This is a genomic window from Methanoculleus sp. UBA430 (assembly GCF_002506585.1).
Lineage (GTDB): Archaea > Halobacteriota > Methanomicrobia > Methanomicrobiales > Methanoculleaceae > Methanoculleus.
The window spans coordinates 1-15,732 of sequence record NZ_DAXW01000004.1 but is presented as its reverse complement, the minus strand read 5'-3'; the positions used below and the strand labels follow the sequence as shown (position 1 = coordinate 15,732).

Here is a 15,732-nt window from a genome sequence, read left to right as displayed (position 1 = left end):
GCCCTCGCGTCCGGCATGCGTGCCGGCCGCAAGCACCGGCCCGCCGGGAGTCAGGAAGGAAAAAGAGGGGGTGCTCAGGGGATGACTCTTCCTTCTGGCGGGGCCACCGGGGTGATGTTCCCGATCGGGGTCACGGTCTCTACGGGCGTCACGTTCCCGTCGACGGTGACGTTCACCGTCTCGAAGACGAGCGGAATGAGCGGCGTGTGGTCGTTGTTGACCACCTGGACCGAGAGGTTGTGCTCGCCCGCCGTCACGTTCTCCCAGGTGTGGGAGAGGTTCGCGGAGACGACGTAGCCGCCGGTCTCCGGGATGGCGGGCTCACTCTCGTTCGTCGGCACAGGGGCGTCCAGGTAGTAGTGCAGGTGCCCCTCGCCCGGCGCGTTCGGCTGCCCGGTCGGCTCCACCAGCGTGAAGTTCGTGACGTTCACGCTCACCGTAACGTTCCCGGCAGCGACGCTGGCGCCCTCCATGGGTTCGACGATGGTGACGTTCGCTTCAGTGGGCGGCGTCACGTTATCCGCCGGTGTCGGGGTCACGTTCTCTGCCGGGATGAGACCCTCCGGGACGAGGACCCTGTCGATGACGTTGACGATGCCGTTCTCGGCGGCAACGTCAGCAGTGACGATTGTAGCGTTCTCTATGGTGAGGTTGCCGTCGACCGCAGTGACGTTGATCGTGTTCCCGGCAAGCGTATCGAGAGTCGTCATGTTCCCGGTGGTGTTTGCTGCCGCCATCAGGTCTTCTACGGTATAGTTCCCCTCCACCACGTGATGCATCAGCAGGGCGTCAAGCATCTCCGTATCGTTGAAGATTGTCGTAAGAGTCTGGTTGCCGAGCGCCTCAAAAGCGGCATCGTCCGGAGCAAAGACCGTATACGGCCCGCCCTCAGAGAGCACCGCCTGCGCAAGTCCGGCCTTCTCGATAGCCTCCGTAAATACGGTCAGGTTCTCGTTCTGACCGACCAGCTCGGCCAGCGTCATGCTCGCCGGCTCTTCCCCGGGGGTCACGTTCTCGTCCGGGGCGACCGCCATCCCCTCGGGGACGACGATGACGACACCCTCCATCGGCGTCCGCTGCGTCGAGGCGTTGATCACGCAACCGTAGGGGTAAGTCCCCGTATCGGCGAAGGTATAGTCGAAGGTCTCGTTCTGCTCTATCGGCCCTGAGTCGAAGACCCCTCCCGTGCTGGTGACGGAATGGCTTACCAGGTCATAATTCATCCAGGTTACCGTAGTATTGCTCTCGATCGTGAGTGATGCGGGGTGATACAACCCGTCCCGTATCTCAACATCGGCAGTCGCCGCGAGAACCGGCAGGGCAACGAGGCCGATGGCCAGGGCCGCTACGAGCCCGAGTGTAATTGGATTCCTTCTCATGCAGTTTCACCACGTTTTGAACCCTGACAGGGTGAGAGCGGGTCTCCTGGGAGATCCCGGCGCAGCGTACCCTCTGTCGCCGGCAACCCGCGCTACGTGCGGTATCTTCCGACCGGTTCGGCACCGCTCACCGCTGCCATGGACGGGGAGATAACCGATAAATTATATAACTGTTCTTATAATTTTGAGGGGCCAGGGCCCTCGACCGGATTCCACCCCACATCATGAACAAAAAACGCCGGCAGACTGCTCAGAACGGCCCGTCCTGCTCAAAACTCCGTCCCAGCCGCAGAGCGAGTTCCGCCTTGAAGAGTTCCTTTCCGAGATAGGCGGCGTGGTCGAGCCGTGAGAGACTCCCCTCCTGAAGGAGCGTGTCAAAGACATCTTCCCAGTGTCTCCCCCGCACGGCCCGGCCCCGGTGGACCGCGACGATGCAGTCCCCCTCGATGCCGATGCGGATGCACCCGAGGGGGTCGTAGACGATCTCGTCCGGGGCGGTGGCGGCGTCCACGATACTCTCGTACTCCAGCGACGGCTCACGCCGCCGTCGTTTCTCCTTCAGGACCAGGAGATCGAGCCCCAGGTCCTTGGGGTAGGGGCGGTCGGTCGCGAGCACCATCATCTCAGTTGCCCGCCGCATCTCCGCCACCGAGCCCCGGGTCTTGTCGCTGTGCTCGCTTGTGAAGACGACGGCGGCCCCGACCTCATGCGCTATCCCCGCGAGCAGCGCATTCGCCCCGGGAGAGTCGGCGTCGAGCAACTCCACGACGTTGCCCGCCCCGAAGAAGAGCGGGCGAGGAGCGCCCTGAAACCCGGCAAGCGATCCCGTCAACCCGGAACCCACCGGCTGAAGGAGGGGGTCGGCGATCAGGCGGCGGATCCCGGCCTCTCTCGCCGCCGCAAGGTTCTCTTGCAGTGTCCGCTCGCGCGGCACCACGACCGCGGCCGCCCCGGCCTCCGCAACCGCCTCCCCGACGGCCGGGATGTTCCCCTCGTGCAGGGAGAGCACCAGGTCGGCGCGGGAGAGGGCCGCCGCGATGAGGAGCGGGTCCTGCGTATCGACCGCCAGGGGACCTTCGACCTCTGCGAGGGCCGCAAAGCACCGCACGACGTCGTCCTCGGTCGTATCGAACCCGAACCCCAGGTCCACGATATCGGCCCCGTCGGCAAAGAACCGCCGGACGTCGGCGAGGAGATCGTCGCGCTTGTGCGCGTCCATGATCTCCGCAAGCACCTTCATCCTGGAACCCCCCCCTATCCTGGTACCCCGGATGATGAAGTCGGCGTCCGCCTCCGTCTCCCGGAGCGCCACCTGCCGGCAGGCCTCTTCACGCCGTGTCTCTGCAAGGAATTCATCGGCCGGAACGGTCTTCGAGAGCGGGGCGCGGTCGAGCACACGGAGGACCAGCGGGAGGTCGGCCGCATGCCGCGGACCGCGGTAGATCGGAACCCCGGTCTCGCGCTCGACGTCGGCAAAGGATGCGGTGCACATCCCTGAAACGATCGCCATATCGTAGTTCCCGGCGAGAAGCAGCCCCCTGAGGGTGCCGGGCGCAAGGAACGACGCGATATCGCCGGTGACCGCCACGTCTATCTTGTAGCGGCCGCAAAAGCGCTCAGCCGCCGCCTTCACTATCGCGGCCGTTGCCGATCCGGTCGGGAGAAGAATGCGCATACACTTCACTTATTATTCAGCGGGTGCCAAATAATCTGATCTCATGCTGCGGTGCGATCTGCATGTCCATACCAGGTACTCCAGGGACGGAGAGAGCAGTGTGGAAGAAATCCTCCGGCGAGCGGAGACAGTCGGCCTCGATGCCGTCGCGATCACCGATCACGACACGGTGGAAGGCGCCCGCTACGCCCTGCAGTGCGAAACCACCGTGACCGTGATCCCGGGCACCGAGATATCGACGAGACAGGGCCACCTGCTCGCTCTCGGGGTCACGGAGCCCCTGCCGGCAGGGCTTGACTTCCACGAAACCGTCGCTCTCGCCCGTGCCCGGGGTGCCCTCCTGATCCTCCCCCACCCCTACCACCGCTGGCGCCACGGCGTCGGGAGGAGACTCGCTGCCGGCATCGAAGCAGTGGATGCGGTGGAGGTCTTCAACAGCCGCTACATCACCGGGTCGGCAAACCGGAAGGCCGCGGTCATTGCACGAACATTCGGGAAACCCGGCGTTGCCGGGAGCGACGCCCACAATGCCCGGTATGTCGGGTTCGGGGTCACCTACGTCGCGGCCGAACCGAACGCGGCCTCCATCCTCTCCGCGATCCGGGAAGGACGGACGATGGCGGGAGGGAAGATGACGCCGCTGCACACCTACACCCGCCAGTCCATCAAGGGGGCTCTCCGCAGGATACGGCGAACGGTATACTGATGAACCTGGCGTTCCGTTTCTCCTACTTCGGGGACCGCTTCTTCGGCTCGCAGGTGCAACCGGGGCTTCGCACCGTGGAGGGCGAGTTCATCGAGGCGTGCAGACGCCTCGAACTCTTCGACGGCTGGCGGGAGGCGAAGTTCGTCACCGCCGGCCGGACCGATCGCGGGGTGCATGCCAAAAACCAGGTCTGCTCGTTTCAGACCGATAAACCGGAGCGGGCGGTTGCGGCGTTGAACCAGGTGCTCCCGGCCGACATATGGTGCACGGGGTGGGCCGGGGTGCCGGACGGGTTCCACCCGCGGTACAGCGCCGCATCGAGGACCTACCGCTACTACTTCTTCCCCGCTCCCGGCGACACCGCCGCCATGCATGACGCGGCACAGGAGTTCGTCGGGCTGCACGACTTCTCGGCGTTCGCCCGCGCAAGCGACCGGAACCCGGAGCGGAGGATCATCAGGGCACGGGTCTTTGACGACAGGCCGTTCGTCGTCTTCGAGGTGACAGGGGAGAGTTTCCTCTGGAATATGGTCCGGTGCATGGCGAGTGCGCTCGAACGGGTGGGGCGGGACGAGGCCGGTCCCGGTGAGATCGCCCGGCTCCTCGTGGAACCCGCGGGACGGAGGGGGCCTGCGGCGCCACCCGAAGGGCTGGTACTCTGGGATATCGGCTATGCGATCTCCTTTACGCCACTCCCGATCGGCGAGAAGAGTCGCCGGTACCTTGCCGACCGCCACCGCCACCACACCCTTATGGCAGAGGTCTCCGCACGCCTTACACCCGAAGGTCCGGCGCCGGATACATCCTGAATATAAGGGTTACGAACGAGGCACATGAGATGCACGGATGGTTGAGTAACGGACCCTTCCCGGTATCGCTACTTTGAAAGGATCAGGTCGCAGGCGATGGATCTTCCAATAGAGGTGCGGCAGGCAAAATCGATGTTTCTGCCCGTCATCCCGGCAGGTTATATTTAAATGCTGCGGATAGCGGCACCCAATAGGACCGGATCCCCCGGGAATCATGGCGTGCCGATGCTCCGTCCCGGACTACAGTTCAATTCTCGACGTTTCTTCCCGGGCCGGAATACTTAACTAGAGAGACGCTATTTTAGGGGCACCATTATTAATTAAAACAGCTTTATATTTCGATTTATTAAGCATTTTTGCTTAATAATAACCTATTAATATATGCCAGCACAGTCCCGCTTCAGTACGTCAAGAGGGGAAAGTGGATGTACGACAAGGATCCGATTCGGGCGAGGCCATCCGTTCATCTGGAAGGGTGGTTCGCCGAAGAAATGGCTGTGCCATTGCCGCAGCACACAGATATCGAGAGAGAGAGGTGGATAGAACGCCATATAACCCGGAGTATCGGGCAGGAGAGCTCGACAGAGATCCCGGCCTTCCGCTGTGAGGTCCAGGAGCAGATCAGTCCGCTGAGGACGCCGGCGGTCCCTGGACACCGGCTGGTGGCGGGCGAGATCGCCGATGCCGCCGATGCCCCGTCCCGTCGGTCGAGCAGGATGAGAACACTTGCAGCGATCCCCTGTTTCAACGAAGAAGTCGCCATCGGTTCGGTCGTCCTGATGGCCCGGCAGCATGCCGACGAGGTTCTGGTAGTAGATGACGGATGCACGGATAACACCGTGAAGGTTGCCCGGGATGCCGGAGCGACCGTCATCTCGCACGGGGCCCGGATGGGGAAAGGACGAGGGATCAAGAGTGCTCTCCGGTACGCCGTCGATCACAACTACGACTGCCTGGTCTTCATGGACGGAGACGGTCAACACAATGCCGGGGAGATACCGCTCCTGGCCGAGCCGATCCTCACCGATACCGCCGATCTCGTCATCGGGTTTCGGAGCTTCGACCAGATGCCCACTTACCGGAGGTTCGGACGGGCGGTGCTCGATATCGCCTCCAGCAACGGCAGTGCAATCACCGACTCACAGTGCGGATTTCGGGCCCTGAACAGGAAGACGATGGAATCGATGCTCGATCTGCTGCGCAAGGATGATTTTTCGACCGAGTCCGAGATGCTCCGGATCGCGCAGGAGAAGCACCTGCGTGTCGGGGAGACGCCGATCAACTGCAAATACGACGATCTTGACACATCCACGAAAAATCCCGTTTCCCATGGAATAGAAGTGCTCGGATCGATATTCTGGCTTGTGGTAGAGAGACGACCCCTCCTGCACATCGGCCTGCCCGGGCTTGCCGCGATGCTCGTCGGCGTCTTTCTCCTGCTCCAGTTCTTCCGGGGATTCAACGAAACCGGCTTTGCCCAGATCGAGCATGGTATGCTCGCATCGCTTCTCCTGATTCCGGGCGGCGTCGCACTCGTGCTTGGCCTGGCGCTCGCTCTCATTGCAAGGGTGCGGGAGTGAGCAGGGTGAGGGGCGGAGTACAGAGGAGAGGTGCAGAATGATCGGAGTAATACTCGGCACACGGCCAGAGATCATCAAGATGTCTCCCGTCATCAGGGAGTGTGAAGCAAGGGGGCTTGACTTTTTTATCCTCCATACCGGACAGCACCACTCTTACGAGATGGACCGGGTCTTTTTTGAGGAACTCGACCTGCCGGACCCGGACTACATCCTCGATGTGGGCTCCGGGACCCATGCCGGTCAGACAGCGAAGATCATGACTGGCGTCGAGGAGGTTCTGGCAAAAGAGCCGCCCGAGATCGTCCTGGTGCAGGGGGACACGAACACCGTCATGGCCGGGGCCCTCGCGGCATCGAAACTCCAGGTGCGGGTAGGGCACATCGAAGCGGGCCTCCGGAGTTTCAACCGCCGGATGCCCGAGGAGATCAACCGGGTGCTCACCGATCATATCTCGGATTACCTCTTTGCCCCGACGGAGAACAGCCGGAAGAATCTCCTCGCGGAAGGGATTGCCGACCGGAGGATCTGCGTGACCGGCAACACCATCGTCGATGCGGTGTACCAGAACCTCGACATATCGAGAAGAAAGGTCAACGTCTTAAAGGATCTCGATCTCAAGCCCCGGGAGTACTTTCTCGTCACCGCCCATCGTCAGGAGAACGTGGACAACCGCACAAGGCTCAAGGAGATCTTGAAAGGGCTTGCAGGGGTGCAGAAGGAATTCTCCCTGCCGGTCGTCTTTCCGGTCCACCCGAGGACCGAGAAGAGGATCAAGGAGCTGGGTATCGGGGTCGACGGATTAAACCTCACCAAACCCTTCGGGTTCCTGGAGTTCCTGCAGCTTGAATCTCAGGCCAAACTCGTGCTGACCGATTCGGGGGGCGTCCAGGAGGAGACCTGTGTTCTCGGGGTACCCTGCGCTACGATGCGCTACGACACAGAGCGGCCCGAGACGCTCGCTGTCGGATCAAACGTTCTGGTCGGTACCGAATCGGGAAAGATCCTTGAAGGGGTCCGTTCCGCAGCCATGTCTCCACGTGGCTGGGAGAATCCCTATGGCGACGGCATCGCCGGAAAGATGATTGTCATGGTCTGTGCAGCTGCACGGCCCCAATAACCTAACGGGGAACGTAATATGAAGATCTGTGTACTGGGATTAGGATACATAGGATTACCGACTGCGCTGCTCTTCGCCGCTCATGGGGCGAACGTCGTGGGCGTCGACGTGAAGCAGAGCGTGGTGGATTGTCTGAACCACGGGAACCTCCCGTTCAACGAACCGGGGATTGAAAGCCTGTACCATGAGGCAAAAGTTCGATTCCGTGCCAGGACCGAACCGGAAGCCGCGGACGTCTTCCTGATAGCCGTGCCGACACCCCTGGATCCCGCAACGAAGGTCTCCGACCTCTCATACGTCAAGAAAGCGGCCGAGATGATCGCCCCTCATCTCGCTGAGAAGAACCTGGTCGTCCTCGAATCGACCGTCCCGCCCGGAACAAGCGAGCGGGTCGTCATCCCCAGGCTTGAGAAGAGCGGCGTTGCAGCCGGAGAGTTCCTGTACGCCCACTGCCCCGAGCGGGCAATCCCCGGGCGAACCCTGCAGGAGATGACGGGTAACAGCCGCGTCATCGGCGGGTACGACCGGGACTCCATCGACCGGGCGACCGCCGTCTACCAGACCTTCGTCCGCGGGCAGATCTACCAGACCGACACGCGGACGGCGGAGTTCGTCAAGTTGATGGAGAACACCTGCCGCGACGTGAACATCGCGCTCGCGAACGAGTTCGCCCAGCTTGCGGAGGAGTGCGGGATCAACGTCTGGGAGGCCATTACCCTCGCAAACAAGCATCCCCGGGTCTCCATCCTCAAGCCCGGCCCGGGTGTCGGCGGACACTGCATCGCCATCGACCCCTGGTTCCTGACCGAGAACTCGACCCGGTGCAGGATGGTCGCAACAGCCCGGGAGGTCAACGATTCCATGCCGAACTATGTGCTGCACATCGCCCGCAGCCTGCTTGCCGGCATCAGAAACCCGACGATCTGCATCTTCGGTGTTGCCTACAAGGGCAACATCGGCGATACCCGGGAGAGTCCGGCATTCAAGTTCATCCAGCTCGCCGAGAACGAAGGGTATGCCGTCAGGTGCTACGACCCGTACGTGGGAGAGTTCCCGCACCTACTCATAGATGCGGCGGATGCGGCGGCCGGGAGCGACTGTCTCGTCGTCCTCACCGATCACGACTGTTTCCGCGCGATCGATCCGGCAGGGCTCCGGATGAGAACGAAACATGTCATAGACGCCCGGAACATTCTGGATCACGAGAAATGGGTCGGCCAGGGCTTTTCCGTCAGGGTGCTTGGTGACGGGTCGTTGCTTCAGCCGGTGCCGCTGGGCGAGGTCATGCCCCCGGCAGGCCTGTATTCTGCAGATGCCACGCGATCGATTGCACCTCCGTCGCCACCGTCGATCTCGCTGCTCTCACCAAACGGACGGGAGGGCTACATCTAACCCCGGCGAGGAAATTGCAATCGATCTTCGGCGGCCGCGTTCAGACACTGCGAGGAGCTTCATGAAACAGGTATGTATCGTATCACAACACTTTCCACCGGAAAAATCAGGTAACGCATCACGCATCTATGACACCGCCGTGCATCTCGCGAACCTGGGTATCGGCGTCACCGTGCTTGCGCCGCACCCCACGTTTCCCACCGGCTCGTTTCCCCGCACCTGGAAGCGGTCGGACGTGCGGGAGGTCGACGGGGTCCGGGTCGTGCGCCTCTGGACCTGGCAGCCGGGCTCGGGGGACCCCGGGTTTGCAAGCAGGATGGCCTACTACCTCACCTTCCCGGTCCATGCCGCACTCTGGCTCCTCTTCGCCCGAAACCGGTTCGATGCGATCATCACGTCGGCACCGCCCCTCTTCACCGGGATCCCGGGATACGTCCTGAAACGGACAGCAGGGGTAGCGTGGATCCTCGATATCCGCGACCTCTGGATCGACGCATCGATAAGTCTTGGTTTCCTCCGGGAGGGAAGCCTCTACGAGAGGGCGAGCCGGCGGTTCGAGCAGATCTGCCTCTCGCGGGCCGACCTCGTCGGCGTCACGACCGAAGAACTCGGGCGACGGATCTCGTCGCGTTATCGGGTCACGGCTCCCATGGCGTTGATGCCCAACGGCGTCAACACCGACGTGTTTCGTCCCGCAAACGGCGGAAAGAAACGGCAGATCATCTACGCCGGCAACGTCGGGCACGCCCAGGACCTCGATAAGGTGGCCCTTGCCGTCAAGTCGATGAACGGCAATTACAACCTGAAACTCCTCATCGTCGGCGATGGTGACACGAGGGAGAACCTTGAACGGCTGGTGAAAGCGGAGAGCCTGACCGGCTCGGTCATCTTTACGGGCATCCTCCCGCGTGAAGAGATCCCGCGGCTCCTCTCCGAATCCCTGATCGGGGTGGCGCCCTTAAAGCAGCTCAAGAACCTCGAGTACGCCGCCCCCACCAAAGCCTACGAGTACATGGCATGCGGGATACCCTTCATCGGCTGTGGAAGCGGTGAGATCGCCCATCTCGCAAACGATTCGGGTGGCGGGGTCATCGCCGAGAACACGCCGGAGGCGATCGCTGCGGCACTCACCGCCCTCCTGGACGACCCGGGAAGGATGGAGGAGATGGGCCGCCGGGGCCGGGAGTACGTCGCGGAGCACTACGATCGGCGAGCAGTCGCCCTGAAACTGAAGCAGTACATCGAGAGGATGGCATGGACGGGCACCTGACGTCGTTCCTTACCCGGGTAACCGAGGAGGTCAGGGAACTCGCCGTCGTCGAAGGTGAGACCGCATACCTCCGCGACCCGGTCTTTCCGGTCGTCCGGAACCGCGTCCACGCCGAGGTCGTGAAGGCGATGCTCCGGCAGGGCGGCGACCCGCTCGTGGGCCCGATCCTGAACTACGTCGCGGCCTGTCAGAACCCGGACGGGTCCTACAACGAGATCCACGTCAACTATAACGAGCCTTCGGCTCTGGTCGCCGCCTTTGTCGGCGACGCTCTCCTGGAGGCGGCGGACCGGTATCCGCACGAGGGGGTGCTCCGGAAAGCCCGGGACTTCGTCGTCGCCGCCGAGAAACGCCCGGGGTACTTTCTGAAGTCCTCGGGGTATACCGCCGACCATCTGAACGTCGACGCCTCCTGCGGGGCGTTCCTTGCCCGGTATGCAGACCGGTATGACGACGAGGAGGCGCGTGCAGCCGCCCTGCGGGCGGCGGAGAACGTCGTCCGCCACCAGAGAGAGGGCGTCTATCCCTATGCCGCCGATAAGGGGACCTACCCGTACGTCTTCGACCTTCCCTGTGCGCATTACCAGGGGGTGACGATCTACTACCTCGCAAAGATAAACGAGGTGCTCTGCGATGAGAAGATCGAGCGGAGCATCGCGGAGGGAGTCCGGTGGCTCGCGGCAGCTCAGCGCCCCGATGGGCGGTTCGACTGGTCGGGGAGCGGGCTTTCCTTCGCCTACTACCTCTCCGGGGCGTACGCGTTTGCCCATGCCTCATTCGTCTACGCATCCCGGACAGACGACCGCTACCGGGAGCACGCCGAACGCTCGCTCGACCGGCTCGATGAGATCGTGCGGGGGCTCGCTCCCCGGTGGGAGCCGGGACCCTGGATCGGTCTCATCCCGGCCGTCGCCACGACGGCAAAGACGGCGGCACTCGGGGGTTACCCGCTCAAGCACCGGGCGTTCCGGTTCGGTTACGGCATGTACCGGCAGATCGCCCGCAGGCGGTACGCAGAGACCGCGGAGACAGGGTCGTTTGAGGTTTTCTGCCGGCTGCTCGGGATCCGGCCGTCGACCGTAGAGCCGTCGAAAAACTTTCCCGATCTCTTCATGACGTCAGAGATGCTCGACTGCCTCACTCAGTCAGGGATATGGGGGAACCACAGGTCAACTACCCCCCTAACGGAGGGGGCTTGCACCGGGAATCACGGAGACTGCAACGATGCAATTTAATTCGCACGAAGTTTGCTTTAACCAGCCTTATTCGCACCGGCCGGTTGACACGGCCACAACCGATTATCCGTGGAACCACGGAATCACCGGCTACTTGACGTCCCCCGTCAGCGCACATCATCCGCAAGTAGTGTGTGTAAACTCCTCTCCAGGAGTCGGCGTCAGTGTGCTAGTAACCAGGATATCGACTTCAGAACACAAAAACATTATGGAGGGGCAATTCCTCCCCACCCTTTAGAGTGGGGCCTCCTTGCCCATTGGAGATGAAACAGGTACTGCTCGACCTTCAGTCAGGGTCCATCCGGGTGGAGAACGTCCCCGTTCCCACCGTAACAAGGGGGGTTGTCGTCCAGAACGCCTACTCCCTCATCAGCGCCGGCACGGAATCGTCGCTGATCGGCCTCGCACAACAGTCGCTCGTCGGCAAGGCAAAAGCGCGTCCCGACGACGTGAAGAAAGTCCTCCAGAAGATCGGCACGGACGGCCCCCTGCCGGCGTACCAGCAGGCGATGGGTCGTCTCACGAGGCCGGAGCCGCTCGGCTACAGCTGTGCCGGGACCGTGGTCTCGACCGGGGCCGACGACTTTGAGGTCGGCGACCGCGTCGCCTGCGGCGGGGCCGGGCATGCGGTGCATGCCGAGTACGTCTCGGTCCCGAAGAACCTCTGCGTCAAGATCCCCGACGGCGTCAGTTTCAAGGAGGCGGCCTTCACGACCGTCGGGTCGATCGCGATGCACGGTGTCCGCAACGCCAGGGTCACGGTGGGCGAGAGCGTCGCGGTGATCGGGCTCGGGCTGATCGGCCTCCTCTCGGTGCAGGTCCTCAAGGCCGCAGGGTGCCGGGTCATCGGGATCGATATCGACCGGGAGAAACTCGCGCTCGCGGCAAGCCTCGGCGCCGACATCGTCTCGAACTACGACGGACTCACCGAGAGGATGAAGGCCTTCTCCCCGTTCGGGGCGGATGCGGTCATCATCACCGCGGCCACCCGGTCGAGCGCTCCCATCGAGGCCGCCGGCCGCCTGGTCAGGAGCCAGGGGCGGGTCGTGGTCGTCGGGAACGTAGGGATGGACGTGCCCCGGGACGTCTTCTACGAGAAGGAGGCGGAGGTCGTCGTCTCGCGGTCCTACGGCCCCGGGCGGTACGACCGGAACTACGAGGAGAAGGGGGTCGATTACCCGATATATGTTCGGTGGACGGAGCGGCGGAACATGGAGGCGTTCCTGGAACTGGTGCAGCAAAAAAGGATCGATCTCGACCGCCTGATCACCCACACCTTCCCCCTCGATGCCGCACCGGAGGCTTACAACCTCATCAACACGGGAAAGGAGCGGTTCATCGGGGTTCTCCTGCAGTACAGCCCGAACGGTGCGGGCGCAGCCGGCACCGTCACCCGCCTCCCGGAGCCTCCCGCACGGCGGCGGGCGGTTCCGACCGGGGCGCGGACGCTCGGGTGCATCGGTGCCGGGGTCCACGCCCTCTCCGCCCTCTACCCGAACCTCCCGCGTCTCCCCGTGAACCTCGCGGGGCTCGCGACCGCGACGGGGCTCTCGGCCCAGACGGTCGCGAAGAAGTACGGGTTTGCCTACTGCACCACCGACTACCGTAAGGTCCTTGAGGACCCCAATATCGACGCGGTGATGATCGCGACGAGGAACGATCTCCACGCCCCGATGGCGATCGAGGCGATGCACGCCGGAAAGGACGTCTTCGTGGAGAAGCCGCTTGCGACCGAGATCGAGAGTCTCCGGAGGCTTGTCACGGCATGGAACGAGTCCGGGCACCGGGTGCAGGTCGGGTTCAACCGGCGCCACTCGCCGCTTGCGCTGCGGATGAAGGATTTCTTCGGGAACCGGACCACACCGGCAATCCTGCACTACCGCGTCAACGCCGGGCAGATCCCTCCCGAGCACTGGGTGCACGACGGCGAACAGGGTGGGGGCATGCTGATCTCAGAGTGCTGCCACTTCATCGACTTCATGCAGTATATCACCGGGGCACGGCCGGTCCAGGTCTACGCCCGGGCCATCGAGCCGACCGGGACCCTTCAGAAGTACGACAACTTCCAGGCCACCCTGACCTTCGACGACGGGTCGCTCGGCACCGTCACCTACACGACGCTCGGTGACCGCTCCTACTCAAAGGAGATGGTCGAGGTCTTCTGCGGCAACGCGGTCGGGAGGATCACCGACTTCCGCGACCTCGAACTCCGGCGGGACGGGAAGGTATCACGGGAGAGGCGGTGGCTCGCCCAGGAGAAAGGGTTTGCCGAGGAACTCCTGGCGTTCGTGAAGGGCGAAGAGCCGGACTTCGTCGGCAACGTCGCAACAACGCTTGCGACGTTTGCGGCCTGGGAGTCGATCGATACCGGGACGCCCCGGGAGATCGACCTCGGGAAGGTCGGGCTTTAACACTCTCTCTATTTTAGTTCGGAACATCTCTGGTTGACCGGGGTCCGGCAACTACCCATGCACTTCATACTCATGCGAAGTGCGCGAAGACTGGTGGTTGCAGACACTCATCTTCACGTCCTTCACGGGAAGCACCTGCGCTTCATCCGTGAAGGTGTGCCGCGCTGGAGATGATCCTGACCAGAAGGCAATGGCTTCCGACAGCCTGAGAAGAGAACGGCGCACGGTGACGTACGTGAAGAAAAGTATACGGGAACCGACCGGGCATCGCGCCCATCCGGCCCCCACCGGGTTCACAAGGTATGGGCGGCAGGATCCGCTTATACCGCGGATACTCTTGCCTGTCGGATGTATGCAAGCTGCTCGCGGATCCTCTCCGGGATCGTGCGGGAGTCTTCTACCAGAACGGCCTCCCTCCACCCCTCGCCGCGGCACGAGCAGTCCAGTCCCTCGAACTCCCCCACGTCGAAGCGGCAGTTGTAGCGCTCGATCGCCCTGGTGACTTCGGCATCGCACTTCCCGCAGTTCCGGGCCCAATCGAGGGACTCGACCGAGTAGTTCCAGGGGCTGACGTAGATGTGAGCATGATCGCCGAACTGCTCCTGGCACCGCTGCAGGAGGTCGACGAGGCTCCAGAGCCACGGCGGGCGGTAGAGGTTGTTCTTCCAGAGTTCATGCACGACGGTGTTCTTCTCGACCGTCATCACTTCGAGGTCGACGTAGTCTATCCCGCGGGATATGCAGTACGCTATGGTCCGCAGGATATCGTTGATCCCCTCCGCCTCGGTGAGGAAGGGTGGTTTCACGAGCAGGAGCGGCTTTGTCAGCACGCCCATGCCCCGCATCCTCGAATGGAAGTGATCGAAATTGCTTGCCGAGAACCCCTTGTTGATGCAGAGGTTCATCACCTGGGTGTCCGCGGACTCAAACCCGAACGCCACCTCGAGCTGCCGCCCATTCAGGGCCTTCTTCATCTTCTGCACGTGCTCATCCGGCGAGTAATCGATCCTTGACTCGACGACCACCTTCTTGATGTTCGGGTAACCGTTGATGTACGAGCAGATCTTCTCGATAGCGGCAACCGGCATCTCGCGCTCGTTAAAGATGTTCCCGTCGTTGTAGATCGAGACGATCGGATAATCCCCCAGATCGACGGTGTTCATGACGTGCTCGAACTGTGCGACGTACTCCGCAGCCGAGACCTCCCTGCCCCGGGACGTCGCACAATAAAACCCGCACATGGTGCATCCCCCGGTCTTCTCGACCCACTCGCAGCCCGTGGAACGGAGGAAGATGATCAGCCGCCTGGTGGGCTGACCGTCAAGGTAGCCTACCCGCTCCTCCCAGCCGATAGGAACAGTGAAATCGAGGTCTTCAGGGGCACCGCCATTCTGCCTGCGCAGCCCGCCGGCCAGTGCCCGTATCTCACCCAGAACATCATTTTCCGTTGGGAGACTTGTGAAGATCTCCGCATTGCTACCGCTATCAGGTACGGCCTTATCTAGAATAATAATCCCCCCTGCCTCCGGCATGCACCACATACGCGAAGGTGCACGGCCCGGGTGGCTGTCGCCTTATCTTACCAAGACATACCCCTGATAGGCGTTTGCATATTTATAGTTTATCCAAATACGTCCGCCATAGGTTTGGCTTTGCCAAACGGCATTCTGTGCCTGGAAATCCAGGAGATTAAACCCCCTGCCGAAAGAAGAGAGATCTGAACCATCACCGGATCTTTCCGGAGGGCTATCTGTGCGTTTATGCGACGCTGATCGCACAGGGAACTCATGCCAGCATGCCAATTTATATATACAGGATTTGGGGGTATACTCTCCCGATGAACGGGGGGCGTTCACGGCCGGAGGCACCGGCCCCGGCCGGTTTACCGGAAAGCGGCCGGTGCGAGACGAGACCGGATATCCTGGTTGTCTCGTCGGCGAAAGGCCGGGAAAAGCACAGGAGCAGAATGACGATGTCACACCGGTACGTATGATAGAAGAGTTCATAAGAAGAGGAGAAAACACCATGATACGCCAGGGAGAGAAGGTCTACGGCCGCGAATCGTTCACGGCAAAAGCCATCGGGATCCTCCCTTCCTACAACGTCTACCAAAAGACCTACTCCCTCCTCCAGCAGTCTCAACGGTGGAGCCGGGAAG

The 15,732-nt window shown here is 62.3% G+C and carries 11 protein-coding genes; 8 read left to right on the top strand and 3 right to left on the bottom strand.

The window, feature by feature from the left end:
- Positions 1–74: 74 nt before the first annotated feature.
- Positions 75–1,379, bottom strand: a complete 1,305-nt coding sequence (locus BRA49_RS04155) for a fasciclin domain-containing protein (protein ID WP_292383779.1) — start codon at positions 1,377–1,379, stop codon at positions 75–77.
- 250 nt (positions 1,380–1,629) lie between these two features.
- Positions 1,630–3,054: a dihydropteroate synthase-like protein gene (locus tag BRA49_RS04150; protein ID WP_292383777.1), complete on the bottom strand. Its 1,425-nt coding sequence runs from the start codon at positions 3,052–3,054 to the stop codon at positions 1,630–1,632.
- 43 nt (positions 3,055–3,097) lie between these two features.
- Between BRA49_RS04150 and BRA49_RS04145 the strand changes: the two genes are divergently transcribed.
- The 8 genes from BRA49_RS04145 to BRA49_RS04110 all read left to right on the top strand — a co-directional run bounded on the left by BRA49_RS04145 (position 3,098) and on the right by BRA49_RS04110 (position 13,574).
- Positions 3,098–3,760 carry a PHP domain-containing protein gene (locus BRA49_RS04145; protein ID WP_292383774.1) on the top strand — a complete coding sequence of 221 codons (663 nt, stop codon included), beginning with the start codon at positions 3,098–3,100 and terminating at the stop codon, positions 3,758–3,760.
- Positions 3,760–4,569, top strand: coding sequence for a tRNA pseudouridine(38-40) synthase TruA (truA, locus tag BRA49_RS04140; protein WP_292383772.1), 810 nt, complete (start codon positions 3,760–3,762; stop codon positions 4,567–4,569). The genes BRA49_RS04145 and truA overlap by 1 nt, the downstream gene beginning before the upstream one ends.
- Before the next feature lie 491 nt (positions 4,570–5,060).
- Positions 5,061–6,149, top strand: coding sequence for a glycosyltransferase family 2 protein (locus BRA49_RS04135; protein ID WP_292383770.1), 1,089 nt, complete (start codon positions 5,061–5,063; stop codon positions 6,147–6,149).
- A gap of 37 nt (positions 6,150–6,186) precedes the next feature.
- Positions 6,187–7,266: a non-hydrolyzing UDP-N-acetylglucosamine 2-epimerase gene (wecB, locus tag BRA49_RS04130; RefSeq protein ID WP_292383768.1), complete on the top strand. Its 1,080-nt coding sequence runs from the start codon at positions 6,187–6,189 to the stop codon at positions 7,264–7,266.
- Positions 7,267–7,284: 18 nt separating this feature from the next.
- Positions 7,285–8,658, top strand: coding sequence for a nucleotide sugar dehydrogenase (locus tag BRA49_RS04125; RefSeq protein ID WP_292383766.1), 1,374 nt, complete (start codon positions 7,285–7,287; stop codon positions 8,656–8,658).
- A 61-nt stretch (positions 8,659–8,719) separates the two neighbouring features.
- Positions 8,720–9,928: a glycosyltransferase family 4 protein gene (locus BRA49_RS04120; RefSeq protein ID WP_292383765.1), complete on the top strand. Its 1,209-nt coding sequence runs from the start codon at positions 8,720–8,722 to the stop codon at positions 9,926–9,928.
- Positions 9,913–11,163, top strand: a complete 1,251-nt coding sequence (locus tag BRA49_RS04115; protein ID WP_292383763.1) for a prenyltransferase/squalene oxidase repeat-containing protein — start codon at positions 9,913–9,915, stop codon at positions 11,161–11,163. The genes BRA49_RS04120 and BRA49_RS04115 overlap by 16 nt, the downstream gene beginning before the upstream one ends.
- A 263-nt stretch (positions 11,164–11,426) precedes the next feature.
- Positions 11,427–13,574 (top strand): bi-domain-containing oxidoreductase, encoded by a 2,148-nt coding sequence (locus BRA49_RS04110; RefSeq protein ID WP_292383762.1) that lies wholly within the window; start codon positions 11,427–11,429, stop codon positions 13,572–13,574.
- Between the two features lie 320 nt (positions 13,575–13,894).
- Here BRA49_RS04110 and BRA49_RS04105 read toward each other — a convergent pair whose 3' ends face one another.
- A complete protein-coding gene (locus BRA49_RS04105) occupies positions 13,895–15,106 on the bottom strand; it encodes an archaeosine biosynthesis radical SAM protein RaSEA (RefSeq protein WP_292383760.1) in 1,212 nt (403 codons plus the stop codon).
- Positions 15,107–15,732: the final 626 nt, after the last annotated feature.